Source organism: Streptomyces sp. T39, assembly GCF_008042045.1.
Classification (GTDB): Bacteria; Actinomycetota; Actinomycetes; order Streptomycetales; family Streptomycetaceae; genus Streptomyces.
Window position 1 is genome coordinate 351937 of sequence record NZ_RDBP01000037.1, and the last position, 25292, is coordinate 377228.

A 25292-nucleotide genomic window follows, 5' to 3' on the forward strand; every position below is an offset into this window, starting at 1 on the left:
CGAACGTCGATGTCCCTACTGCCTGAGCGAACGCTTAGGCGGACGGCGATTGTTCCAGACGGACGACGACGGACTTGCTGGCGGGGGTGTTGCTGGTGTCCGCGGTGGAGTCCAGCGGCACCAGGACGTTCGTCTCCGGGTAGTAGGCGGCGGCGCAGCCGCGGGCCGTGGGGTAGTGGACGACCCGGAAGCCGGGGGCCCGGCGCTCCACACCGTCCTTCCACTCGCCGACGAGGTCGGCGTAGGCGCCGTCGGCGAGGCCGAGCTCGCGGGCGTCGTCGGGGTGGACGAGCACGACCCGCCGGCCGCCCTTGATGCCGCGGTAGCGGTCGTCCAGGCCGTAGATCGTGGTGTTGTACTGGTCGTGGGAGCGCAGGGTCTGGAGCAGCAGCCGGCCGGCGGGGACCCGCGGGTACTCGACGGGTGCGGCGGTGAAGTTCGCCTTGCCGGTGGCGGTGGGGAAGCGGCGCTCGTCGCGGGGGGCGTGCGGGAGGGCGAAGCCGCCGGGCCGGGCGATCCGCGCGTTGAAGTCCTCGAAGCCGGGCACGACCCGGGCGATGCGGTCGCGGATGGTGCCGTAGTCCTTCTCGAACTCCTCCCAGGGTGTGCGGGAGGCGGGGCCGAGGACGGCGCGGGCCATCCGGGCCACGATGGCGGGCTCGGAGAGCAGGTGGGGGCCGGCCGGGGCGAGGTTGCCGCGGGAGGCGTGGACCATGCCCATCGAGTCCTCGACCGTCACGACCTGCCGGCCGCCGGCCTGGACGTCCTTGTCGGTGCGGCCGAGGGTGGGCAGGATCAGGGCGCGGCGGCCGGTGACGGCGTGCGAGCGGTTGAGCTTCGTCGACACGTGAACCGTCAGGCGGGCGCGCCGCACGGCGGCCTCGGTGACGCCGGTGTCGGGGGTGGCGGCCACGAAGTTGCCGCCCATGGCGAAGAACACCTTCGCCCTCCCGTCGCGGAGCGCCTCGATGGAGCGGACCACGTCGAGCCCGTGGTGGCGCGGCGGGGCGAAGCCGAACTCGGCTTCGAGGGCGTCGAGGAACGCGGCCGAGGGGCGTTCGAAGATGCCCATGGTGCGGTCGCCCTGCACGTTGGAGTGGCCGCGCACCGGGCAGACGCCTGCGCCGGGGCGGCCGATGTTGCCCCGGAGCAGGAGGAAGTTGACCACTTCGCGGATGGTGGCCACGGAGTGCTTGTGCTGGGTGAGGCCCATCGCCCAGCAGACGATGGTGCGCTCGGAGGCGAGGACCATGGCGAGTGCCTGCTCGATCTCGCCGCGGGTGAGGCCGGTGGCGGCGAGCGTCTCGTCCCAGTCGGCGGTCCGGGCGGCCTCGGCGAACTCCTCGAAGCCGTGGGTGTGCTCGGCGACGAACCGTTCGTCGACGGCCCCCTCGGACGCGAGGACCAGTTTGTTCAGCAGGCGGAAGAGGGCCTGGTCGCCGCCGATGCGGACCTGGAGGAACAGATCGGTCAGCGAGACGCCCTTGACCAGGCCGGTGACGTGCTGGGGGTTCTTGAAACGCTCCAGGCCGGCCTCGGGGAGCGGGTTGACCGAGATGATCTTCGCTCCGGAGGCCTTGGCCTGCTCCAGCGCGGTCAGCATCCGCGGGTGGTTGGTGCCCGGGTTCTGCCCGGCGACGATGATCAGGTCGGCCCGGTGGAGGTCCTCCAGGGAGACGCTGCCCTTGCCGACGCCGATGGTCTCGGTGAGCGCCGAACCCGAGGACTCGTGGCACATGTTGGAGCAGTCGGGCAGATTGTTGGTGCCGAACTCGCGGGCGAAGAGCTGGAGCAGGAACGCGGCCTCGTTGCTGGTGCGTCCGGAGGTGTAGAAGAGGGCCTCGTCGGGGGAGTCGAGGGCGCCCAGTTCCTCGGCGATGATCGCGAACGCCTTCTCCCAGGTCACCGGCTCGTAGTGGGTGGCGCCCTCGGCGAGGTACGCGGGACGGGTGATGCGACCCTGCTGACCGAGCCAGTAGCCGCTGCGGTCCGCGAGGTCGGACACGGGGTGCGCGGCGAAGAACTCGGGGGTGACCCGGCGCACCGTGGCCTCCTCGGCGACGGCCTTCGCGCCGTTCTCGCAGAACTCGGCCAGGTGGCGCTTGTCGCCCTCGGGCCAGGCGCAGCCGGGGCAGTCGAAGCCGTCCTTCTGGTTGACCTTGAGCAGGGTGCGGGCGGTGCGGGCGACGCCCATCTGCTGCTGGGCCATGCGCAGCGTGTGGGCGATGGCGGTCAGCCCGGCGGCCGCGTGCTGGGGGGCCGCGACCTGCGGCGCGTCCTGGACGGGGTCGCCTGCGGGCGGCTTGCTGGGCATCGCGCTCTCCTTCGAGCGGGCGTCTTCGCTGTACACCTCAGATCTTGTCACGGGCCGCCGACAGCGTCCCGGGCCCGGTCGGCCGGTCGGGATTGTCGGCGGTACGTGGCAGGATCGGGACCGTGGCTGAGACGGCATCGAAGAAGACGACGGACAACCGACCGCGCCTGCTCCTCATGGACGGGCATTCCCTGGCGTACCGGGCGTTCTTCGCCCTGCCCGCGGAGAATTTCACCTCGGCGAGCGGCCAGACGACCAACGCCGTCTACGGCTTCGCCTCGATGCTGGCGAACACGCTGCGCGACGAGGCGCCCACGCATTTCGCGGTGGCCTTCGACGTCTCGCGCAAGACGTGGCGTTCCGCGGACTTCCCCGAGTACAAGGCGAACCGTTCCAAGACCCCGGACGAGTTCAAGGGCCAGGTCGAGCTGATCGGCGAGCTCCTGGACACGATGAACGCGGTCCGTTTCGCGGTCGACGGCTTCGAGGCCGACGACATCATCGCCACGCTGGCCACCCAGGCGGAGGCGGCCGGCTTCGAGGTGCTGATCGTCACCGGCGACCGGGACTCCTTCCAGCTGGTCAGCGAGCACACCACGGTGCTCTACCCGACGAAGGGCGTCTCCGAGCTGACCCGTTTCACCCCGGCCAAGGTCGAGGAGAAGTACGGGCTCACCCCCCAGCAGTACCCGGACTTCGCCGCCCTGCGCGGCGACCCGTCGGACAACCTGCCCGGCATCCCCGGCGTCGGAGAGAAGACGGCCACGAAGTGGATCGCCCAGTTCGGCTCGTTCGCCGAGCTGGTGGAGCGCGCCGACGAGGTGAAGGGCAAGGTCGGCCAGGCGCTGCGCGACCATCTCGAGTCGGTCAAGCTCAACCGGCACCTCACCGAGCTGGTGCGCGACGTGGAGTTGCCGAAGGCCGTCGCCGACCTGGAGCGTGCCCCCTACGACCGCACCGCGCTCAAGGGCTTCCTGGAGGTCCTGGAGATCCGCAACCCGAGCCTGCGCGAGCGGCTGCTCGCCGTGGACCCGGGCGCCGCGGAGGAGGAGGCGCCGCCGCCGGCCGCCGGAGTCGAGCTCGACGGCAGCGTGATCGCCGCCGGTGAGCTCGGCCCCTGGCTGGAGCGGCACGGCGGTCAGCCGCTCGGTGTCGCCACGGTCGCGAGCTGGGCACTGGGCGTGGGCAACGTCAGCGAGATCGCGCTCGCCGGAGCGGACGGCAAGGCCGCCTGGTTCGACACCACGCAGATCGGCGAGGACGACGAGCGGGCCTTCGCCGAGTGGATCGCCGACCCGGCCCGCCCCAAGATCATGCACAACGCCAAGGACGCCCTGCGGGTGTTCCCCGAGCACGGCTGGCGGATCGACGGGATCACCATGGACACGGCGCTCGCCGCGTACCTGGTCAAGCCCGGCCGCCGGTCGTTCGCGCTGGACGCCCTGTCGGTCGAGTACCTGCACCGCGAGCTGGCGCCGGCGGCGGCCGACGGCCAGCTCGCCTTCGGCGCCGACGAGGACGCGGAGGCCGACGCGCTGATGGCGCAGGCCCGTGCCGTGCTCGACCTCGGGACCGCCTTCGGGGAGAAGCTCACCGAGGTCGGTGCGACCGAGCTGCTGCACGAGGTGGAACTGCCCACCTCGCTGCTCCTCGCCCGGATGGAGCGGCACGGCATCGCGGCCGACCGCGGTCATCTGGAGGCGATGGAGCAGCAGTTCGCGGGTGCCGTGCAGCAGGCGGTCAAGGAGGCGCATGCCGCGGTGGGCCACGAGTTCAACCTCGGCTCGCCCAAGCAGCTCCAGGAGGTCTTCTTCGGCGAGCTCAACCTGCCCAAGACGAAGAAGACGAAGACCGGCTGGACCACGGACGCCGACGCCCTCGCCTGGCTGGCCGGCCAGACGGACCACGAGCTGCCCGTCATCATGCTGCGCCACCGGGAGCAGGCGCGGCTGCGCTCCACGGTCGAAGGGCTCGTCAAGACGATCGCGGCCGACGGCCGGATCCACACCACGTTCAGCCAGACCGTCGCCGCGACGGGCCGCCTCTCCTCGACCGACCCCAACCTGCAGAACGTGCCGGTCCGCACGGACGAGGGCCGGGCGATCCGGCGCGGCTTCGTCGTCGGCGAGGGCTTCGAGTCGCTGATGACCGCCGACTACAGCCAGATCGAGCTGCGCGTCATGGCCCATCTGTCGGAGGACGAGGGGCTGATCGAGGCCTTCACCTCCGGCGAGGACCTCCACACCACCGTCGCCTCCCAGGTGTTCGCCGTGGAGCGGACCGCGGTCGACGCGGAGATGCGCCGCAAGATCAAGGCCATGTCCTACGGGCTCGCGTACGGGCTCTCCGCCTTCGGCCTCTCCCAGCAGCTGAGCATCGAGCCGGCCGAGGCGCGTGTGCTGATGGACACCTACTTCGAGCGGTTCGGCGGGGTGCGCGACTATCTGCACCGCGTGGTCGAGGAGGCCCGGGCCACGGGGTACACGGCCACGATGCTCGGCCGCCGCCGCTATCTGCCCGATCTCAACAGCGACAACCGGCAGCGCCGGGAGGCCGCCGAGCGGATGGCGCTGAACGCCCCCATCCAGGGCACCGCCGCCGACATCGTCAAGGTCGCCATGCTCCAGGTGGACCGGGCGCTGACGGAGGCGAAGCTGCACTCGCGTCTGCTGCTCCAGGTCCACGACGAAATCGTCCTGGAGGTGTCCCCGGGCGAGCGCGAGCAGGTCGAGGCCCTGGTCCGTCAGGAGATGTCGTCCGCCGTCGCGCTGCGGGCTCCGCTCGACGTCTCCGTGGGCGTGGGCCCGGACTGGGAGTCCGCCGCGCACTGAGCGTCCGGCACGGGCGGGGGCTGCGCGGCCCCCGCCCCGAGCCGCACCACAGCCGCGTACAGCACCAGCCCCGCCGCGAGGCCGGCGCCCGCACCGAAGCAGGCCGTGGGGATGATGTCGAGAGGCGTCTCGACCGCGCCCCAGTACTGGTACCAGCGAAGGCAGCGGTGGAGGGTGCCGCCGAGGACGCACAGCGCGATCAGGGCCCACGCCGCACGCCGGGCACCCCGGCCGAGCACCGGCAGCGACGGGGCCGCGGACGGCTCGGCCCGCCGCAGCGCCGAGGCCGCGAACCACACCAGGGCCACCAGCGCCACGGCCGAACTGCCGTACTGCGTCAACGTGTAGAGCGGGAAGCCGGCGAGGGTCTCGTCCAGCACGGGCAGCAGCCGCACGCCCCACCGGCCGACGTGGGTGAAGGCGTCCCACACCACATGGGTCGTCGCGCCCAGCACCGCCGACACCCAGAACCAGAACAGCACGGCCGGCAGCGGGCGCGTGCTCCACGCCCGGCCCCGCAGGACCGAGTGGACCCGACCCCGCCAGCCGCGCGGCAGCAGCGCCACCACCGGGTCACGCACCAGCAGCCAGAGCGCGACCAGCAGTGCGGTCACGGCCACGTCCACGGTGAGGACGCCCACCGGGCCATGGGTCACGGCCCCGAACTCCATCGCCCCCGGCACGAAACTCGCCGCGAAGTACGTCATGTCGGGCGCGAGCGAGCCGAGGACGAGCGCCGAGGCCAGCAGTGGTCCGCGGGCGGTCCCGTCCCTGCGGACGCCGGGCAGCACCGCCGCCGCATGGCTGAGAGTGAACGGCATCCCGGCGGGCCCCCTGTGACGATCGACGCGGTCGGCGCGTCCAGTATGCGCGACACACGGGAGGCCTTCCGCTTCCGCAATCCGGACGGACTCATAGGTGGCGAACCGGTGAACACCGGTCAGGGACCGGTGTTCCGGCGCCCCGAGTTGCACTAGGGTCACGTGAGACCGCGCCCTGGGGAGCGCGTCCACGCCGCCGACCGGGGAGGGTCCAGACGTATGGCAGCGCACATCGGCCGCCGGCTCTACAAGGGAGCGGCAACCACCGCCGTGGCCGCGCTCGCGGTGGCCGCACTCTCCGCGTCCCAGGCTCCCGGAGCCGCCCCGGCGCCCTCCGGCGGCAGCCTGGAGGCGACCGACACACCCCCGTCGTCCGGCACGCCGGTCACCGGCAACTCCCCGTACTACACGGACCTTCCGCCGCTGAACACGCCGGACAACGCCGGCGCCGCGGTGGGCACGCCGGTCACCGGAGCCGGTGAGGCGGGCATACCCGCCACCGTCCTCGCCGCCTACAAGCAGGCCGAGCGGAGCCTCGCCGAGAGCGACCCGGAGTGCCGCCTGCCGTGGCAACTCCTCGCGGCCATCGGCAAGGTGGAGTCCGGGCAGGCCCGTGGCGGCCGGGTGGACGCCAACGGCACCACGCTCACGCCGATCCTCGGCCCCGTCCTCAACGGCGTCGGCTTCGCGAACATCTCCGACACGGACAAGGGCGCCTACGACGGCGACACCGTGCACGACCGGGCCGTCGGACCCATGCAGTTCATCCCCTCGACCTGGCAGACCTGGGGCCAGGACGCCAACGGCGACGGCCGCAAGGACCCCAACAACATCTACGACGCGGCCCTCGCCGCGGGCCGCTACCTCTGCCACGGCGGCCGGGACCTCACCGTGCAGGAGGACCTGGACAAGGCGATCCTCGGCTACAACCACTCGCGGGAATACCTGCGCACCGTCCTCTCCTGGTTCGAGTACTACAAGCGCGGCACCCACGAGGTCCCCGACGGCACCGGTGTGCTGCCCGTCGGCAACGGACCCGACAGCGCGGGCTCCGTACCCGGCGCGGTCCCCAGCCCCAGCCCGACCCCCTCGCCCACGCCGACTCCGGGCAACCCGGGCGGGGGAAGCACCCCCGGCCCGTCCACGCCTCCGCCGTCCACGCCGGGCGACGGCTCCGGCGAGGCCACGCCGCCCAGCGTCCCGCCGCGCGTCTCCGGGATCGAGAACGACGGCACCGGACGGCTGACGGCCACCGCGGGCGAGGAGTTCACGGCCCGTGCCACCGTCAAGGTGAAGAACACCGCCGGTGAGGCCGTCGCCCGCCAGGCCGTCCGCTTCACCGTCATCGGCGACACCGACAGCCGCTTCCCCGGCGGGAAGAGCAGCGTCGTCCTCCTCACCGGCGCCGACGGCACGGTGACCTCCCCCGCCCTGCGCGCGGGGGAGAAGACCGGCACCTTCACCGTCCGCGCCACCGTCGAGGGCCGCACCCTCGCCCCCGTCGACCTCGTCGCCACGGTGACCCAGCGCGTCGCCGACCTGCTGAAGCGGACCGACGACACGGCGTTCACCGCCGCTCCCGGCACCGCGTTCGCCGAACGTCTCACCGTCGCGGCCACCTGCAAGGGAGTCGCCGCTCCCGGCGCCGACGTGACCGTCACCGTCCTGACCGCGGACAAGCAGCCGGCGGAAGGCACGGGCCCCTGGTTCGAGGGCACCGACGGAGCCGTCCGCACCCTCACCCTGCGGACCGGCACCGGCGGGCTGCTGGAGCTCCCCGAGCTCCAGGCGGGCGACGCGACGGGCTCGTTCCTCCTGCGTCTCACCACGCCGGGCGGCGCCTCCCTCGACGTCGAACTGACCGTCGAGGCGCCGGTGGCGCCCAGCCCGTCCCCCTCCCCGTCGCCGTCGTCCACCGGCTGACCGTCAGCTCGGCATCCGCCGACCGCCCCTCGCGCCCCCGGCCGAGGGGCGGTCGCCGTCCCGGGCTCCCCTCGTGCGTCCCGCGCCCCCGTGCGGGCCCCGTCCGCGAGCCGTGGTTCCTCCCCGGCCGCACTGCCCCGCCGCCGGGGCATTCGCGGACTCCGCGGCACCGGCGGACGCGCCCCGCCGGTGCGCCCACGGGCGCGTGATGCGGCGTCAGCTCTCGGCCGACAGCCTGCTCTGCCGCGCCTTGGTGTGCCGGGTCGGTTCGGCCGTCGAAGGGTCCTCCGGCCACGGGTGGCGCGGATAACGCCCCCGCAGTTCGGCACGCACCGCCCGGTAACCGTCGCGCCAGAACGATGCCAGGTCGGCCGTGACCGCCGCGGGTCGCCCGGCGGGGGAGAGGAGGTGCACCAGGACCGGCGTGCCCGCGACACGAGGGGTCTCCCGCAGTCCGAACAGCTCCTGCACCTTCACGGCGAGGACCGGCTGCTCCCCGCCGTACTCCACACGGACCCGGGACCCGCTCGGCACCTCGATCCGCTCCGGAGCCAGCTCGTCCAGCCGGGCCGCCTCACCGGTGGCCCAGGGCAGCAACCGCCGGAGCGCCTCGCCCGCGGACACCCTGCCGAGGTCGGCACGGCGCCTCGCCCTTGACAGCTCGGGCTCCAGCCAGTCATCCGCCCGCTCCAGCAGCGCACCGTCCGACACATCGGGCCATGGCGCCCCCACCACCCGGTGCAGGAACGCCAGCCTGTCGCGCAGCCCTCGGGCCTCGCGCGTCCACAGCAGCAGTTCCGGCCCCTCGCGCCGCAGCCCCTCCAGCAGCGCCAGCCGGACGAGCTCCGGATCCGCGCCCCGCAGGGGCCGTGCGGCAAGCTCGACGGCACCCAGCCGTTCCACCCGCCGGGCGACGACGTCACCGTCCTCCCAGTGGACCTCCTCCGCCTCGGTCCGCAGATGCCCCGCGGCCGCGCGGGCGGTCTCCTCGTCCACGGCCGCAGCCAGCCGCACCCGGGCCGAGGCCGCGCTCGCCGGCCGGTCCGCGACGGCCACCGCCAGCCAGGGGACGCCCCGCAGCGCCGACGCGTCACCGAGCTCCGCTCCGGTGCCGGACACCATCAGGAACGACCCCTCGCCCCGCGCCCGTGCCACCCGCTCCGGGAAGGCGAGCGCGGCCACCAGCCCCGCCGCGGCGTCGTCCCCGACAGCCGCCGCGCCGCCACTGCTCCCGGCGCCCGCCGCGCCCCCGTCCCTGCCCGGCTCGCGGCGCCCGGTCCCCCGGGCCGCGGCCGACGCGTCGTTCCCACCGGACAGGGCCGACGCCAGGCGCCGGGTCTCCGCCCCCCAGCGCGCGCTGTACGCGTCGCCACCGCGCCGTGCCGCGCGCCAGGCCGCCGCGAGATCGTCGCCGTACTCGCGCGGGGGCTCCTCGCCGAGGAGGGCGACGAGCTCCGACGTGCGCCGGGCCCCCAGCCGCGGCGCCGCGTCCAGCAACGCCCTGGCCAGGCGGGGGTGCACACCGATCCGGGCCATCCGCTCCCCGCGGGGTGTGGCCCGTCCGGCGCCGTCGACGGCGCCGATCGCGGTCAGCACCGAACGGGCGGCCGCCATCGCGCCCGGCGGCGGCGCGTCCGGCAGCGCGAGCCCGGAAGCGCCCGGGTCGCCCCAGCACGCCGCGCGCAGGGCGAAGGACGTCAGATCGGCGATCGCGATCTCGGGGGACGGGTAGGCGGCGCGCCGCGCGTCGTCGGCCGCCTGCCAGCAGCGGTACACCGTGCCGTAGGCCTCCCGGCCCGCCCGGCCGGCCCGCTGGGCGGCTGCCGCCGCGGAGACGGGTACCGTGGCCAGCGAGCCCAGCCCCCGGGCGTGGTCGATCCTCGGCTCCCGCGCCAGGCCGGAGTCGACGACCACCCGCACGCCGGGCACCGTCAGGCTCGACTCGGCGACCGACGTCGCGAGCACGACCCGCCTGCCGCCACCGCCGCGCAGCACCGCCTCCTGCACGGCCGCAGGCGCCCGGCCGTGCAGTTGCAGGACCTCCGCCTCCACCCCCGTCAGCATGCCGGCGGTCCGCGCGATCTCGCCGGTGCCGGGCAGGAAGCAGAGCACGTCGCCGTCGTGCCGGGCGAGCGCCAGCCTGACCGTCGCCGCCACGTGCCGCAGCAGCTGCGGATCGACCCAGGTGCCGTGGGCGGGCCGGACACCGGCCGGCGGCGGTGCGTGGTGCACCTCGGCCCCGTGCCCCTGGCCCTCGCTGCGGACGACGGGGACCGGTCGGCCGTCGTCGGGGCCGGAGAGCAGGCCGGCCCAGGCCTCGGCGTCGGTCGTCGCCGAGGCCGCCACCAGGTGGAGCTCCGGGCGCAGCGCGGACCGGACGTCCATCAGGAACGCAAGGGCCGTGTCGGCGTCGAGGTGCCGCTCATGGCACTCGTCGAGCAGGACGGTGTCCACTCCGGGCAGCTCGGGGTCGCGCTGGAGCCGCTGGAGAAGGACGCCCGTCGTCACCACCTCGACGCGGGTGCGCGGGCCCGCTCTTCGCTCCCCGCGCACGGTGAAGCCGATCTCGTCACCGACCTCCTGGCCGAGCAGCCATGCCATCCGTCGCGCGGCCGCGCGGACCGCCATCCGACGGGGCTCCGCGACCAGCACGCGCCGCCGGTGCCCCTGTCCTATGAGCCCGGCCAGGGCCAGCGGCACCAGGGTGGTCTTGCCGGTGCCGGGCGGGGCGTGGAGGACGGCCGCACCGCGGTCGCCGAGCGCGGACAGCAGTCCGGGGACGGCGTGACGGACGGGGAGACGGTCGAGAGCGTCGGTTCGGATCACGGCCTCAGTCTCGTACGGTCCGGGCCACGTCGTCTCCGGCCCGTCCACAGGCGCGAGCGTTCATCGTTTCGTAGGACCGCAGATGGCGACCCGGCGGCTGGTGAGCGAGGCAGGAACCGCCGGGCCGCCCCTGCGCTCGCGCCGCCCTGCCGCGGGAGGCAGCCGCACAGAGGACGGCCGTCTCACGGAGGAACGGAGGAGGGGGGATCGGAGGACGGAGAGAGGCCGCGAGGTCGAGGAGCTGGCAGCGGCCCCGGAAGGAAGGGAGAGGCAGCTGCCCCGGAGCGGAAGGGAGGGGTGGCGGCCTCGGAGTGGCAGTGGGGAGGGGCCGAAGCCCCGGAGAGGCCGGGGAGCGCGGCCCGTCTCGGCGAGCAGCGGGCCGTCTCAGAGAGAAGAGGACTCGTCGCGCTCGCAGACGAAGATCGCCGTGCCAGGGATCAGGTTTCCGCGCAGCGGCGACCAGCCGCCCCACTCCTGCCCGTTCCACGCGGGCCACTCCGGCTCGACCAGGTCCACCAGCCGGAAGCCGCCCGCCACCACGTCCCGGACCCGGTCGCCCAGGGTGCGGTGGTGCTCGACGTAGACCGCCCGGCCCGCATCGTCCTGCTCGACGTAGGGAGTCCGGTCGAAGTAGGAGGCGGAGACGGACAGGCCCTCGGGGCCGGGCTCGTCGGGAAAGGCCCACCGGATCGGATGGGTCACCGAGAAGACCCACCGCCCGCCGGGCCGCAGCACCCGCCGCACCTCGCGGAACACCCGGACCGGGTCGGCGACGAACGGCACCGCGCCGTACGCGGAGCAGGCGAGGTCGAACGACCCGTCCCGGAAGGGCAGCGTCGTCGCGTCCGCCTCCACGAGCGGGACGTCCCCGCCGATGCGCAGCGCGTGCTGGAGCTGCCGGTGCGAGAGGTCGAGGGCCACCGGGGTCGCGCCCTGCGCGGCGAGCCAGCGCGAGCACTGCGCCGCGCCCGCGCCGATCTCCAGGACGCGGAGCCCCTTCAGTGAGGACGCCGGCCCGAGCAGCGCGGCCTCCCTCTCGTCGAGACCCTCGGGGCCCCACACGAACCGGTCGTCCCCGAGGAAGCCGCCGTGGTCCTGCTGGTACTCGTCCGCGTTCCGGTCCCACCAGCCGCGGTTCGCCCGGCTGCTCTCCGCGTCCCCGGCGTCACGGCGGGTCGCTTCCGGTTCAAAATCTTGGCTCATGGTCACCGTCGTTGTAGTTTGCGTACCCCGCGCCGTGGGACGGCTCGGACGGGGCCATCGTGGCCTCGGCGAACATTAGTTGTGCCGGGTATGCGGAGTTCAACCCCGGGTGGGCGGCTTCGCGCATTGACCGTGCCCGGCTGCCCCCGTATGCTACAAGTTGCGCTGCGGGCCTGCGCGCCTCAGACGGAGCAGGCCGCGCTCGCATCTGTATGTATCCCTCGGTTCACGAGGCGCCCCGGGTTCTCCCGGAAGGCGTTTCCTAAGCTGTCCGGCTTCTGCAGCTGCGATACGGGCTCTCGGCGTAGCAGTACCTACGACTTCAATGTCCGCACCGGAGCCCTTTCCCACATGACGAGCAGCACCGAGACCACCGCCACCACCCCGCAGGTTGCGGTCAACGACATCGGTAACGAGGAAGCCTTCCTCGCCGCGATCGACGAGACGATCAAGTACTTCAACGACGGCGACATCGTCGACGGCGTCATCGTGAAGGTCGACCGGGACGAGGTCCTGCTCGACATCGGTTACAAGACCGAAGGTGTCATCCCGAGCCGTGAGCTCTCGATCAAGCATGACGTCGACCCGAACGAGGTCGTCAAGGTCGGCGACGAGATCGAGGCCCTTGTTCTCCAGAAGGAGGACAAGGAAGGCCGCCTGATCCTCTCGAAGAAGCGCGCCCAGTACGAGCGTGCCTGGGGCACCATCGAGAAGATCAAGGAAGAGGACGGCATCGTCACCGGTACCGTCATCGAGGTCGTCAAGGGTGGTCTCATCCTCGACATCGGCCTCCGTGGCTTCCTGCCGGCCTCCCTCGTCGAGATGCGCCGTGTCCGCGACCTCCAGCCCTACGTGGGCAAGGAGCTCGAGGCGAAGATCATCGAGCTGGACAAGAACCGCAACAACGTGGTACTGTCCCGCCGTGCCTGGCTGGAGCAGACCCAGTCCGAGGTCCGCCAGACGTTCCTCACCACCCTGCAGAAGGGTCAGGTCCGTTCCGGCGTCGTCTCCTCGATCGTCAACTTCGGTGCCTTCGTGGACCTGGGTGGCGTCGACGGTCTCGTGCACGTCTCCGAGCTGTCCTGGAAGCACATCGACCACCCGTCCGAGGTTGTCGAGGTCGGCCAGGAGGTCACCGTCGAGGTTCTCGACGTGGACATGGACCGCGAGCGTGTCTCCCTGTCGCTGAAGGCGACGCAGGAGGACCCGTGGCAGCAGTTCGCCCGGACCCACCAGATCGGCCAGGTCGTCCCGGGTAAGGTCACCAAGCTGGTTCCGTTCGGTGCGTTCGTCCGTGTGGACGAGGGCATCGAGGGTCTGGTCCACATCTCCGAGCTGGCCGAGCGCCACGTGGAGATCCCGGAGCAGGTCGTCCAGGTCAACGACGAGATCTTCGTCAAGGTCATCGACATCGACCTCGAGCGCCGCCGCATCAGCCTCTCGCTGAAGCAGGCCAACGAGTCCTTCGGTGCCGACCCGGCCTCGGTCGAGTTCGACCCGACCCTGTACGGCATGGCCGCGTCCTACGACGACCAGGGCAACTACATCTACCCCGAGGGCTTCGACCCGGAGACCAACGACTGGCTCGAGGGCTTCGAGACCCAGCGTGAGGCGTGGGAGACGCAGTACGCCGAGGCGCAGCAGCGCTTCGAGCAGCACCAGGCCCAGGTCATCAAGTCCCGTGAGGCCGACGAGGCCGCTGCTGCCGAGGGTGGCACCGCCGCTCCGGCCGCCGCGCCCGCCGGTGGCGGTTCGTACTCCTCGGAGTCCGACGACAACTCCGGCGCCCTGGCGTCGGACGAGGCGCTCGCCGCTCTGCGCGAGAAGCTGGCCGGCGGCCAGAGCTGACGCTCTGACCCCGGGCTGTCACAGCAGCTGACGCGAGGCCCGCTTCCTTCGGGGAGCGGGCCTCGTGCCGTTTCGGCAGAGGGGATCGCGACGGTCCCGCGCGGGTGCCGGGTCAGGGTGTGACGGTGATGTTCGTCAGCCCCCTGCCCCCGGTGACCGTGTTGTCCGCGTGGACGGTGGTCGGGCAGGTCGCGGTCTGGTTGGTGACGTACACGGCGAGTTGCTTCGCGCCCGTCGCGCCGGTCAGGTCGGAGCGGTTGCCGCGGAAGACCGTCCCGCAGCCCCAGCCGCTCTGCTGCGTGTGCGTCTCGAAGCCGTTGTTGGTCGTGTTCTTCCCCGTGTTGTTCTCGACGAGCACGCCGTTGCCCTTCACGTCGACCCAGGAGTCGTCGAAGTTGGCCCCGGTCAGGCCCCGCCCGTCGAAGGTGTTGCCGATGATCCTCGCCCCGGTCGTCCCCTCCTTGATGTCCACGGCCTCGCCGCCGACGTTCGGGCCGATGACGTTGCCGAGGATCTGCGCGTTGTCGCTGCGGTCGGACGTGCCGCCGGCCGAGCCGACGTAGACGCCCTCGCCCATGCCCCGGCCGTCGTTGCCGGTGTCGTATATGTGCGAGTTCCTGACGATGCCGTTGCGGCTGGACGTGCGGAAGTGGATCCCCTCCATGTCCAGGTCGTGCACGGTGACGGACTCGATGATCACGTTGTCGGCCGCGTCCGTCATGATGCCCTTCTGGCCGCCGGTGACCGTGATGCCGCGGACCGTCCAGTACGAGGCGCCGTTGAGGTGCAGCCCGTAGCCGCCGCCGGCCTTCAGGACGGCCCGGGAGGAGCCGGTCAGGGTGATGCGGGCGCCGGACGTGCCGTCCGCGGTGGCCTTGAAGTTTCCGGAGTAGGTGCCGTCGGCGAGCTGGATGGTGTCGCCGGGCCGGGCGGCCGCCAGGGCCGATGCGAGTTCGGCCGCGGTGTCCACGTCGACGACCGCGGCGACGGCCGGAGGGGCCGCGAACGTCAGCCCGCCGACGGCGAGGGCGGGGGCGAGAAGCAGAGGGGTCAGGCCTCGGATGCGCATGGGGGTGCCTTTCTGCCGGGTGCGAGGGTTCTCGTACATGAACAGTGGGCGAGTCCGTGAATGTGACGTTCCGAGACGCTAGGGACGCCCCACAGGGGTGTCAAGGTCTGGACCAAAGGCCCGCGCTCCGGGGACCCGTTCCCCACCTGCCGCCCCCTCGAAGGGTGTTCGCCCGGGTCCCGGGAATGCACGGCCCCGACCAGGCGTTACGTCTCATGGACGCGAGGAGGAGCGGTAATCGTGGATGATCCGCAGGGGCTGTACGAATGGGACCCGAAGGGGCTGGCGGTCGTCGACACGGCGCTCGCACAGGAGTCGGCGGGCCTCGTCATGCTGTACCACTTCGAGGGCTACATCGACGCGGGAGAGACCGGCGAACAAATCGTCGAGAACGTACTGGACTCACTTCCTCACCAGGTCGTGGCGCGCTTCGATCACGACAAGCTGGTGGACTACCGTGCCCGCCGGCCGCTGCTGACGTTCCGCCGCGACCGCTGGACCGCGTACGACACCCCCACCCTGGAAGTGCGGCTCGTCCAGGACGCCACCGGAGCGCCGTTCCTGCTGCTCTCCGGCCCCGAGCCGGACGTCGAGTGGGAGCGCTTCGCGGTCGCGGTCCGCCAGATCGCGGAACGCCTGCGCGTCAGGCTCGCGGTCAACTTCCACGGCATCCCCATGGGCGTGCCGCACACCAGGCCCGTCGGGCTCACCCCCCACGGCAACCGCACGGACCTGGTGCCCGGACACCGCAGCCCGTTCGACGAGGCGCAGGTACCCGGCAGCGCCGAGGCGCTCGTCGAGTACCGGCTGATGGAAGCGGGGCACGACGTCCTCGGCGTCGCGGCGCACGTCCCGCACTACGTCGCGCGTTCCGCCTATCCGGATGCCGCGCTCACCGCGCTGGAGGCCATCACGGCGGCGACCGGGCTGGTGCTGCCCGGCATCGCGCACACCCTGCGCACCGCCGCCCACCGGACCCAGACGGAGATCGAGCGGCAGATCGGCGAAGGGGACGAGGAGCTGATCGCCCTCGTCCAGGGGCTCGAGCACCAGTACGACGCCATCGCCGGGGCAGAGACCCGGGGCAGCCTGGTGGCCGAGCCCGTCGATCTTCCGTCGGCCGACGAGATCGGCATGGAGTTCGAGCGCTTCCTGGCCGAGCGCGAGGGCGACTCGGGCTGATCCGCTAGGCTGCGTCCGCCGTCCTCCGCCACCCGCGGCGGAGCCGGCGGGACCAGCGGGCGGAGCGAGAATGCCGCGTCCGGTCCGGCAGCCCCGCGTCCGGCGGGGACCCGTCGAACGAGTGGAGGCGCGGCCTTGCTGACCGTGGGCCTGACCGGTGGCATCGGTGCCGGGAAGAGCGAGGTGTCCCGGCTTTTCGTCTCGTACGGGGCGGTGCTCGTCGATGCCGACAGGATCGCGCGCGAGGTCGTGGAACCGGGCACTCCCGGCCTGGCCGCCGTCGTCGAGGCCTTCGGGCGGGAGGTCCTCACCCCGCAGGGCGCGCTCGACCGGCCGAAGCTCGGCGCGATCGTCTTCGGCGATCCCGAGCGCCTCGCGACGCTGAACGCGATCGTGCACCCCCTGGTCGGCGCGCGTTCGCGCGAGCTGGAGGCCGCGGCCGGTCCGGACGACGTGGTCGTCCACGACGTCCCGCTGCTCACGGAGAACGGCCTGGCGGAGCTCTACGACGTCGTCGTCGTGGTCGACGCCAGCCCGCGGACGCAGCTCGACCGGCTCGTCCGGCTGCGCGGAATGTCCGAGTCCGACGCCCGGGCCCGGATGGCGGCGCAGGCCACCCGTGACGAGCGGCGCGCGGTGGCCGACCTCGTCATCGACAACGACGGGCCGCTGGCCGAGCTGGAGCCCCAGGTCCGCAAGGTCTGGGACGAGCTCGGCCGCAGGGCCGCCGCGCGGTAGCCGGGCCGGGCACCGGCCCGCGACGGCCTGCGGCCGAACCCGGGCCGGCCGGCTGCGACCCGGCGGAATACCGCGGTCCTCGCCGGTGTTGGAAGCGGCGAGCGAGGGGAAGGATGCAAGCGTGCCCGACGCCACTCCGGAGACGCACGTCATCGACTACCGCGCGGCCGAGCAGTTGCTGGCTGCGCGCGATCCGCGGGGCGCCGTGAAGCTGCTCGACTCCGTCATCGCGGCCCACCCGGAACACACCGCTGCCCGCCTGCTCCGCGCCCGCGCCTTCTTCGCCGCCGCCCAGTTGCGGCCTGCCGAGCTCGAGTTCGAGCTCGTCCTGGAGCGCGAGCCGGACAACGCATTCGCGCATTTCGCGCTCGCCCGGACCTTCGAACGCTCGGGCAGGCCCGAGCAGGCGAAACGCCACTTCCGACTCGCCGCGGCGCTGGACCCGAACCCCGAGTACCTGCGCGCCGCCCGCTTCGACGCGGACTCCTGAGACACCTCCGTCGCGCGTCGCCGTACCGTGCGAGTGCCCGGATCAGCCGTGATCCGGTTCGTACGGCGGCACGTCACGGCCCGGCTGGTAGTGCGGGCCCTGCCGGATGTGGCGCGCCACCAGGACGACGTCCACGGCCGCGACGAGGAAGATCACGCCGCACACGAGGGCCCACCCGGGATGGTCCGTCAGCGCGAACGCGGCCGTCGCCACTCCGGCCCACACGAGGCCCCAGACTCCCAGCCCGAGTCGCAGCCGCAGCGGGCTGCGGGCGTTGACCGGTTCGTTTCCACTGCGCATCGCCATCGCTCCTTCTCCTCCAGCATGGACCCCGCACTCCTTCGGCGGCAGGGGCGGCGCGGACGTTCGCCGCCGCCCGTCGGTGAGCGGACGGGGTGCTTGCGCAGGCGTGAACCCCCGAGGTAGGGGCATAACGGGCATACCGTAGTAAATGAACCCAGTGGCTGGGAACCGTGGTCCGACGGCAGGGGGTGTCCCCATGGTCGAGGAACTGGTGGTGGCGGGAAGTGCCGTCCTGGCCGGATGTGCCGTCTACACGATGGCCGCCGCCCGTGTCGTCAAGCAGTACGAGAGAGGGGTGATCTTCCGTCTCGGACGACTCTGCCGCGAGGTGCGCGAGCCGGGGTTCACGCTCATCGTTCCCGTCATCGAGCGCATGCACAAAGTGAACATGCAGATCGTCACGATGCCTGTGCCCGCGCAGGAGGGCATCACCCGCGACAACGTCACCGTGCGCGTCGACGCGGTCGTCTACTTCCGGGTCGTCGACGCGGCGAACGCCCTGGTCGAGGTCGAGGACTACCGGTTCGCCGTCTCGCAGATGGCACAGACGTCACTGCGCTCGATCATCGGCAAGAGCGACCTGGACGACCTGCTGTCCAACCGCGAGAAGCTGAACGAGGGCCTGGAGCTGATGATCGACAGTCCCGCGGTCGGATGGGGTGTGCAGATCGACCGGGTGGAGATCAAGGACGTCTCGCTGCCCGAGGCGATGAAGCGCTCCATGGCGCGCCAGGCCGAGGCAGACCGCGAGCGACGGGCCCGCGTGATCAACGCGGACGCGGAGCTCCAGGCGTCGAAGAAGCTGGCGGAGGCGGCGGGAGAGATGTCCCGCCAGCCCGCCGCCCTGCAACTGCGGCTGCTGCAGACCGTGGTCGCCGTCGCGGCCGAGAAGAACTCCACCCTCGTCCTGCCGTTCCCGGTGGAACTGCTGCGCTTCCTGGAGCGGGCCCAGCAGCCCGCCGCGGCTGAGCCGGCACCGCGCGCCGCAGCCCCGCCCACGTCCCCGGACGCGGGAGCGAAGGACACGGCCGCCGGGACGGGCGAGGCCGCCGCGGAGCCTCCGGCGATCGCATCGCGGGCCGAGGCCGGGGCGCAGCCCGACGGCGTCGCCGCAGCGCTGCCCGACGGCTTCGAGCACGCCATGACCGAGGACCGTACGGACGCCGTCCCGTCGCCGCCCCGCCGACGGGACGAGCCGGCCGCCGAGCACCCGCCGGACGGGGCGGCACCGCCCCCCGCACCCTCCGCCGCATGAGCGTCCGCCCCCGCCGCCCGTCCCGCGGGCGGCGGGGGCGGCCCGTGCGGCGGGGCCGGCCCGCTCAGGGAAAGACGCAGGTCGACGCGGTCGCCGCCGGCATTGTCAGACCCCGCCCGTATGGTCGTCGAGTCGGTGCGAAGTGCGTCGGCAGATCCCTGGGAGGAGGTGACCTCATGGCCCCGCACGATGCGTTCCCGACCGGGCCGCCCGCCCGTGCCGCGGACGGCGCGCTGCGTCGCTGTGCCGCGGTCTTCCTCCCCGGCGCGCTGCCGCGTGAGGGCCGCGTGGCCTTCTGGGATCCGGAGGGCGGCGAGGTCCCCGGCGCGGAGAGCCGGATCACCGTCGTACGCCCGCACGGCGCCGGTGTGCGCAGCCGTACCGTGCCCGCCCGCAGCCTGCCCGTCGTCGAGGCCGCCCCCCTCCTCGTCCACGCCCGGCGGGACCCGTCGGCGCACCCGGCGGCGGCCTGTTGGGGCGCCGCCGTGCTCCACGCCCTCCACCTCGTGGCCCGGGGCAGGCTGCTGCCCGGACTCACCGCGAGCGACCACGACGCGTGGCGCGCCGGGCCGCTCGACGCCGACGACATCGCGCACCTGCGGGCCGTGGCCGCCGCCATGCCGCCCGAGGCCCACGCGGTTCCCCTGCCCGGCACCTCCCCGCTGCAACTGCCCGAGCCCGAGGCGCTCGTGCGGCAGCTCTTCGACGCCGTCGCCGACAGCCTCCCGCGCACCCCGGCGGCCGCCCACGCCGCGGGCGCGCCGTTCGCGGCCGCAGGTGCGCAGCACCTGCCCGGAGCCCGCGCCTGGGCGGCCGAGGCCGCGGCCGGTATGGACGCCGGCGTGCGGGTGTCGCTGCGCCTCGACCTCTCCGCCTACGAGCTCTTCGACACCGCAGCCGACGGCGGCGAGGAACCGCGCCGCGCGGCCACCGCCCTGGTACAGGTCCACAGCCTCGCCGATCCGACCCTGGTGACGGACACCGCCAGGCTGTGGGCGGGCGACGGCGAGGAGCACTTCGGCTCGCGCGCCCGGGTCGACGCCATGCTCGCGCTCCGCAGAGCCGGCCGTGTCTGGCCTCCGCTGAACCGGCTGCTGGAGCAGGACGTCCCGGACGTCCTGCCGCTGTCGGAGAGCGAGCTGTACGAACTGCTGGGCCCCGGTGCGGCCCGCCTCGACGCGGCGGGTATCGCCGTGCACTGGCCCAGGGAGCTCGTCCGGTCCCTCACCGCGGCCGCGGTGGTCAGGTCCGCGCCGGGATCCGCGACCGACGGCACGTCCTTCTCCGACAGCGCCGCGCTGCTGGCGTTCGACTGGCAACTGGCGCTGTCCGGCGACCCGCTCACCGAGGGCGAGATGGACACCCTCGCCGAATCCCACCGCCCCATCGTGCGCCTGCGCGACCAGTGGGTCGTCGTCGATCCGGACCTCGTGCGCAAGGCCCGCAAGAGGGAGTTGGGGCTGCTCGAGCCCGTCGACGCGCTGGCGGTCGCCCTCACCGGTACGGCCGAGGTGGACGGCGAGACCGTCGAGGCCGTTCCCACCGGAGCACTCGCCGCCCTGCGGGACCGGCTGACCGCGGGCGCCGCCCCCGTGCGGCCTCCCGAAGGACTCGCGGCCACCCTGCGCGACTACCAGCTGCGCGGTCTGGCCTGGCTGGACATGATGACCGGGCTCGGCCTCGGCGGCTGTCTCGCCGACGACATGGGGCTCGGCAAGACCGTCACCGTGATCGCCCTGCACCTGCGCCGTGCCCGGCAGGCCCCGACACTCGTCGTCTGCCCGGCCTCCCTCCTCGGCAACTGGCAGCGGGAGATCACCCGGTTCGCCCCGGGCGTCCCGGTCCGCCGGTACCACGGTGCGGACCGCTCCCTCGACGGCACCGGCGGCGGCTTCGTCCTGACCACCTACGGCACCATGCGCACCAGTGCCGGCGAACTCGCCGCCCACACCTGGGGCATGGTCGTCGCCGACGAGGCCCAGCACGTGAAGAACCCGTTCTCGGCGACCGCCAAGGCGCTGAGAACCATCCCCGCCCCCGCCCGCGTCGCCCTGACCGGCACCCCCGTGGAGAACAACCTCTCCGAGCTGTGGGCCCTGCTGGACTGGACGACCCCCGGCCTGCTCGGTCCGCTCAAGGCGTTCCGTGCCCGTCACGCCCGCATCGTGGAGAACGGCGAGAACGAGGAGGCCGCCGAGCGCCTCGCCCGGCTCGTCCGCCCGTTCCTGCTGCGGCGCAGGAAGTCGGATCCGGGCATCGTCCCCGAACTGCCCCCGAAGACGGAGACCGATCACCCCGTCCCTCTCACCCGCGAGCAGGCCTCCCTCTACGAGGCCGTGGTGCGCGAGACCATGGCGGCCGTCGAGGCCGCGGAGGGGATGGCACGCCGCGGCCTGGTGATGAAGCTCCTCACCTCCCTCAAGCAGATCTGCAACCACCCCGCGCAGTTCCTCAAGGAACACGGCAAGGGCTACGGCACACGCTTCGCCGCCGGTGCCGGCACGACCAGGCTCGCCGGGCGCTCGGGCAAACTCGCCCTCCTCGACGAGCTCCTGGAGACCATCCTCGCCGAGGACGGTTCCGTGCTGGTCTTCACCCAGTACGTGGCCATGGCCCGCCTGCTCTCCGACCATCTGTCCTCCCGCGCCGTCCCCAGCCAGCTGCTGCACGGCGGCACTCCCGTCGCCGAACGGGAGCGCATGGTCGACCGGTTCCAGTCCGGCGAGGTCCCGGTCTTCCTCCTGTCGCTCAAGGCCGCCGGCACCGGGCTCAACCTCACCAGGGCCGGGCACGTCGTCCACTTCGACCGCTGGTGGAACCCGGCGGTCGAGGAGCAGGCGACCGACCGTGCGTACCGCATCGGCCAGACGCAGCCGGTGCAGGTGCACCGGCTCGTCGCCGAAGGCACGGTCGAGGACCGCATCGCAGAGATGCTCGCCTCCAAGCGGGCACTCGCCGACGCGGTGCTCGGTTCCGGAGAGGCCGCGCTCACGGAGCTGACCGACCGCGAGCTGGCCGACCTCGTCTCGCTCCGGAGGCCGTCATGACCCCCCGCTCCGGCGGTCCGCGCCGTTCGTCCCTCCGGTCCCGCCCGTCGCACGAGGACCTGCGCCGCACCTTCACGGCTGCCGACCTCGCCGGGGCCCTGCCGGCCGGCACGTGGTGGGGCCACGCCTGGGTCGAGGCGCTGGAGGACGCCGCCCTCGACCCGGCCCGCCTCGAACGCGGCCGCGGCTACGCCGGCCGCGGCAACGTCGCGTCGATCACCGTGACCCCCGGCAGGGTCACGGCCTACGTCCAGGGCAGCCGGGCGCGCCCGTACCGCACCGAGATCCGGCTGCGCACCCTCGGTGACGACGAATGGGAGGACCTCCTCGACGCCGCCGCGGCCCGGCCCGACCACATCGCCGCGCTGCTCGACAAGGACGTACCGCACACCCTGGCCGCGGCCGCCGACCTGCTGCCTGCCCCCGGCGACCTGGTGCCGGACTGCTCCTGTCCCGATGACGGATACCCGTGCAAGCACGCTGCCGCGCTGTGCTACCGCACGGCCGCGATCCTCGACGAGGATCCGTTCGTCCTGTTCCTGATGCGTGGCCGGGGCGAACGCGAGATCCTCTCGGCCCTCGCCCGGCGCAACGCCGACCGGTCCGCCGCCGAGCGTGCCCCGGCCGCGCCCCCGACGGCGGGCGTGTCCGCGCGTGACGCCCTCCGCTCGGGCGGGCGGCCGCCGCTGCCACCGCCGTTCCCCCCGCCCGCGCGGCCGGGGCGGCCGCCCGCCTGTCCCGGGACGCCGGGAGCCCCCGACCCGCTCGCGCTCGACCTCCTCGCCACCGAGGCCGCCGCCCGCGCCCACGCCCTGCTCGTCACCGGCACCGACCCCGTCGCCGGACTGACCCCCTGGCAGGACGCCGTACGCCTGGCCGCCGCGCACCCCGGCTCCGGCCTGACCGCCTCCACCCGTGCCCTGTACCGCGACCTCGCCGCGGCGACGGACCGTACGCCCACGGATCTCGCCCGGGCCGTTGCCGCCTGGCGCCAGGGCGGCGAAGCAGCCCTGCGCGTTCTGGAGGAGACGTGGGACCCGCCGGCCGGCCCCTTCGACCGTGCACGCCCCGCCCTCGCCGCCGCCGGGCTCCCGTCCTTCCGGCCCTGGCGCAACCAGCTCTCCTCACCGGCGCTCCAGCTCCGTCTCGGCAGGGACGGCCTCTGGTACGGCTACGAATCCGACCCCGGCCGGGAGGACTGGTGGCCCCGCGGCTCGCCCGACGAGGACCCGGTCGGGGCCCTCACCACGCTCATGGCGCGCTGAGCCGCGGGACCGGCTCTGCCCAGCCGGGGGGTGACCGGTGACCGGGACCGGCCCCGCTCACCTCGATGGCGATCGGGATCAGAAGTCCGCGAGGGTCGGCTCGTCGAGGCGGGCCACCGAGTCCTGCGCGTAGGAGCTCACATAGGCGTTCCGGACGGCCTCGATGACGGGGAAGCGCCGCGACGCCTCGGAGGCCGGATAGAGGAGGATCAGCTCGTAGGACCGTTCCCGTTCGATGACGCCCCGGGAGTCCCGCCACTGCCCGCGGCCTTCCTGGACGGTGAGGCCGTCGGGGAAGCGGGGGGTGACATGCCGGTCGACGAAGGCCATGAACTGCGCGTCCGTCACGTCGGGGCCGCCGTCGGGGCGCGCGGTCCCGAAGAACAGCCGTGTCTCGACGTAGCGTTCGCCCTGTGCGGCCGAGGCCGCGGTGGCCGGGGCGATGGACACGGTGCGGTCGGTGTCGAGACCGGCCTGCGCGGTGGGTGCGGCCACGGCCAGGACGGCGATGGCCGCGCCCGCACCGGCGAGCAGCGTGCGCTGCTTCACCGAGCGCGGCAGCGGACGCGACAGCTTCGGGGAGGGCACGGATCGATCCCTTCGTTCGGTTCCGGCCGAACGGCCCGGCGCCGGCCGGCCCCCCACTGTGTCAACGCCGCTGCCCCGCAAGCCCGTCGGAACACCGCGGGCGGGGATAAACCACCCGCATGAGCGCAACGGCCTCCCACCTGCGTGACAGGGGCGGCCGGGCATCGCCGGTCCGGGGGACTGCGCCCCGCCGGGGCCGTTTGCGGAGGCAGAGCTTCCGCCGAGTCGTCGCCGACGGGACGCGTTCGACACCACGCTCACACGGACGGGTGAATGCCGCGTACGGCAGAACTCACGGGTGTCGCCCGCGTTATCCCCGGTGCGGGCGAGTGTCCCGCGAACCAGATCTGAAGGCAGGGAACCATGAGGCAGGTTCACCGAAAGGGCCTGGCCACCGTGATGCTCACGGGTGGCGTGCTGGCCATGGCCACCGGCTACGCACAGGCCGACTCCCAAGCGGACGGCACCGCCGCCGGATCACCCGGTGTGCTGTCCGGCAACGCGGTGCAGCTTCCCGTGCACGTCCCGGTCAACGCCTGCGGCAACACGGTCAACGTCGTCGGCCTGCTCAACCCCGCCGCGGGCAACTCCTGCGCCAACGTGTCGCAGGGCGGGGGCGGTGGCGTGCAGTCCGGCCACACGGACGAGGCCAGGGAGGGCACCGGTACGCGCACCTCCGGCACCGGCACCCACAACGGCGGCGGCGCCGCGGCGGAAGGCGACAACGCCGGTTCCCCGGGCGTGCTCTCGGGCAACGGCCTCAAGCTCCCGGTCGACCTCCCGGTCAACCTGAGCGGCAACTCGGTGAACGTCGTCGGCATCGGCAACCCGGCCATCGGCAACACCTCGGTGAACGACTCGGGCGAGCCCCCGGTCGAGACCCAGCCGACCACGCCCCCGAAGGCCGTCCCGCCGGCGAAGCCCGCCCCGCAGGGCGACGACGTCGTCGAGGCGCCGGAGCCCGCCGGGGAGTCGCTCGCCCACACCGGTGCGGGCGCACTCGGCCTCGCCGTCCCCGCCGGCGCGGCGATGGTGCTGGGCGGCGCGCTCCTCTACCGGCGCTTCCGCCCGGCGCAGGGCGGCCTCGGCGCCTGAGCGTCCCGTCGGCCGGTGCTCTCGGTGCGTGAGGGGTGCGGCGCAGGCGCACGTCGGCATCCGGGCGTCGCGTGGGCCGGTGCAGCGCCGGCCCGGTGCGCTTGAGCGGTCCGGCGGTCGGTGCACGTTGACGCGCGAGTGGTGCGGCGCCGGTCGCACCTCGATGCCTGAGCGGCCAACACGATTGCAGCTCGGCGCCTGAGCGGCCCGGCGGACTGCGCGTTTCGGTGCGTGAGGGGTGCGGCGCAGGTTGTACCTCGGCGCCTGGGCGGCCCGTCGGCCGGTGCGTCTCGGCGCCCGAGCGCTGGGCCACCGGTGAACCTCTGCCCCCGAAGGGTTTGTTCGCACGGCGGCTCACCTCATGAGCGGGCCTGTCATGAGCGGGCAGCTCGGCCGGGCCGGCCCCGACGACGACGCGTACCGTCCGACGCGCCGCCGGGGGCACCCGTGTGCCCCCGCCCCGGGGCGCCCGCCCGGCAACCGGGGGACCGTAG

At 73.4% G+C, this 25292-nt stretch carries 17 protein-coding genes; 10 read left to right on the forward strand and 7 right to left on the reverse strand.

Annotated features, from left to right (window positions below):
- Positions 1-34: 34 nt before the first annotated feature.
- Entirely contained in the window at positions 35-2314 is a 2280-nt protein-coding gene (locus EAO77_RS24025) for an FdhF/YdeP family oxidoreductase (protein WP_147990365.1), read from the reverse strand.
- Positions 2315-2436: 122 nt separating this feature from the next.
- Between EAO77_RS24025 and polA the strand changes: the two genes are divergently transcribed.
- Positions 2437-5145 carry a DNA polymerase I gene (gene polA, locus EAO77_RS24030; protein ID WP_147990366.1) on the forward strand — a complete coding sequence of 903 codons (2709 nt, stop codon included), beginning with the start codon at positions 2437-2439 and terminating at the stop codon, positions 5143-5145.
- Here polA and EAO77_RS24035 read toward each other — a convergent pair.
- The gene (locus EAO77_RS24035) at positions 5058-5966 is read right to left on the reverse strand and encodes a DUF4184 family protein (protein WP_147990367.1); all 909 of its coding nucleotides are present in this window, start codon (positions 5964-5966) and stop codon (positions 5058-5060) included. The genes polA and EAO77_RS24035 overlap by 88 nt on opposite strands.
- A gap of 219 nt (positions 5967-6185) precedes the next feature.
- Between EAO77_RS24035 and EAO77_RS24040 the strand changes: the two genes are divergently transcribed.
- Positions 6186-7889: a lytic murein transglycosylase gene (locus EAO77_RS24040; protein ID WP_147990368.1), complete on the forward strand. Its 1704-nt coding sequence runs from the start codon at positions 6186-6188 to the stop codon at positions 7887-7889.
- A 216-nt stretch (positions 7890-8105) separates the two neighbouring features.
- Here the strand turns inward: EAO77_RS24040 and hrpB are convergent, their stop codons facing one another.
- On the reverse strand, positions 8106-10715 hold the full coding sequence (hrpB, locus tag EAO77_RS24045) for an ATP-dependent helicase HrpB (RefSeq protein WP_147990369.1): 2610 nt from the start codon (positions 10713-10715) through the stop codon (positions 8106-8108).
- A gap of 384 nt (positions 10716-11099) precedes the next feature.
- A complete protein-coding gene (locus EAO77_RS24050; RefSeq protein ID WP_147990370.1) occupies positions 11100-11918 on the reverse strand; it encodes a class I SAM-dependent methyltransferase in 819 nt (272 codons plus the stop codon).
- A gap of 351 nt (positions 11919-12269) precedes the next feature.
- Between EAO77_RS24050 and rpsA the strand changes: the two genes are divergently transcribed.
- A complete protein-coding gene (gene rpsA / locus EAO77_RS24055) occupies positions 12270-13766 on the forward strand; it encodes a 30S ribosomal protein S1 (RefSeq protein WP_147990371.1) in 1497 nt (498 codons plus the stop codon).
- 112 nt (positions 13767-13878) lie between these two features.
- Here rpsA and EAO77_RS24060 read toward each other — a convergent pair whose 3' ends face one another.
- Positions 13879-14835 (reverse strand): right-handed parallel beta-helix repeat-containing protein, encoded by a 957-nt coding sequence (locus tag EAO77_RS24060; protein ID WP_147990372.1) that lies wholly within the window; start codon positions 14833-14835, stop codon positions 13879-13881.
- Between the two features lie 240 nt (positions 14836-15075).
- Between EAO77_RS24060 and EAO77_RS24065 the strand changes: the two genes are divergently transcribed.
- The 3 genes from EAO77_RS24065 (at position 15076) to EAO77_RS24075 (ending at position 17245) form a co-directional block, all read left to right on the forward strand.
- Positions 15076-16017 (forward strand): PAC2 family protein, encoded by a 942-nt coding sequence (locus EAO77_RS24065; RefSeq protein ID WP_147990373.1) that lies wholly within the window; start codon positions 15076-15078, stop codon positions 16015-16017.
- 135 nt (positions 16018-16152) lie between these two features.
- Complete coding sequence (gene coaE / locus EAO77_RS24070) at positions 16153-16755, forward strand: dephospho-CoA kinase (RefSeq protein ID WP_147990374.1); 603 nt, start codon at positions 16153-16155, stop codon at positions 16753-16755.
- Between the two features lie 121 nt (positions 16756-16876).
- Positions 16877-17245, forward strand: a complete 369-nt coding sequence (locus tag EAO77_RS24075) for a tetratricopeptide repeat protein (RefSeq protein WP_147990375.1) — start codon at positions 16877-16879, stop codon at positions 17243-17245.
- A gap of 42 nt (positions 17246-17287) precedes the next feature.
- Here EAO77_RS24075 and EAO77_RS24080 read toward each other — a convergent pair whose 3' ends face one another.
- Positions 17288-17545: a DUF6343 family protein gene (locus tag EAO77_RS24080; protein WP_147990376.1), complete on the reverse strand. Its 258-nt coding sequence runs from the start codon at positions 17543-17545 to the stop codon at positions 17288-17290.
- Positions 17546-17744: 199 nt separating this feature from the next.
- On the opposite strand from EAO77_RS24080, the gene EAO77_RS24085 reads away from it, so the two are divergent.
- From EAO77_RS24085 to EAO77_RS24095, 3 genes are all read left to right on the forward strand, one after another.
- The gene (locus EAO77_RS24085; protein WP_147990377.1) at positions 17745-18803 is read left to right on the forward strand and encodes a slipin family protein; all 1059 of its coding nucleotides are present in this window, start codon (positions 17745-17747) and stop codon (positions 18801-18803) included.
- 176 nt (positions 18804-18979) lie between these two features.
- Complete coding sequence (locus EAO77_RS24090; RefSeq protein ID WP_147990378.1) at positions 18980-21850, forward strand: DEAD/DEAH box helicase; 2871 nt, start codon at positions 18980-18982, stop codon at positions 21848-21850.
- Positions 21847-23115: an SWIM zinc finger family protein gene (locus EAO77_RS24095; protein ID WP_147990379.1), complete on the forward strand. Its 1269-nt coding sequence runs from the start codon at positions 21847-21849 to the stop codon at positions 23113-23115. Before EAO77_RS24090 ends, EAO77_RS24095 begins: the two co-directional genes overlap by 4 nt.
- Positions 23116-23193: 78 nt before the next feature.
- Here the strand turns inward: EAO77_RS24095 and EAO77_RS24100 are convergent, their stop codons facing one another.
- The gene (locus tag EAO77_RS24100) at positions 23194-23703 is read right to left on the reverse strand and encodes a DUF3574 domain-containing protein (RefSeq protein ID WP_261994121.1); all 510 of its coding nucleotides are present in this window, start codon (positions 23701-23703) and stop codon (positions 23194-23196) included.
- Between the two features lie 363 nt (positions 23704-24066).
- Between EAO77_RS24100 and EAO77_RS41065 the strand changes: the two genes are divergently transcribed.
- Positions 24067-24798, forward strand: coding sequence for a chaplin (locus tag EAO77_RS41065; protein ID WP_187283387.1), 732 nt, complete (start codon positions 24067-24069; stop codon positions 24796-24798).
- Positions 24799-25292: the final 494 nt, after the last annotated feature.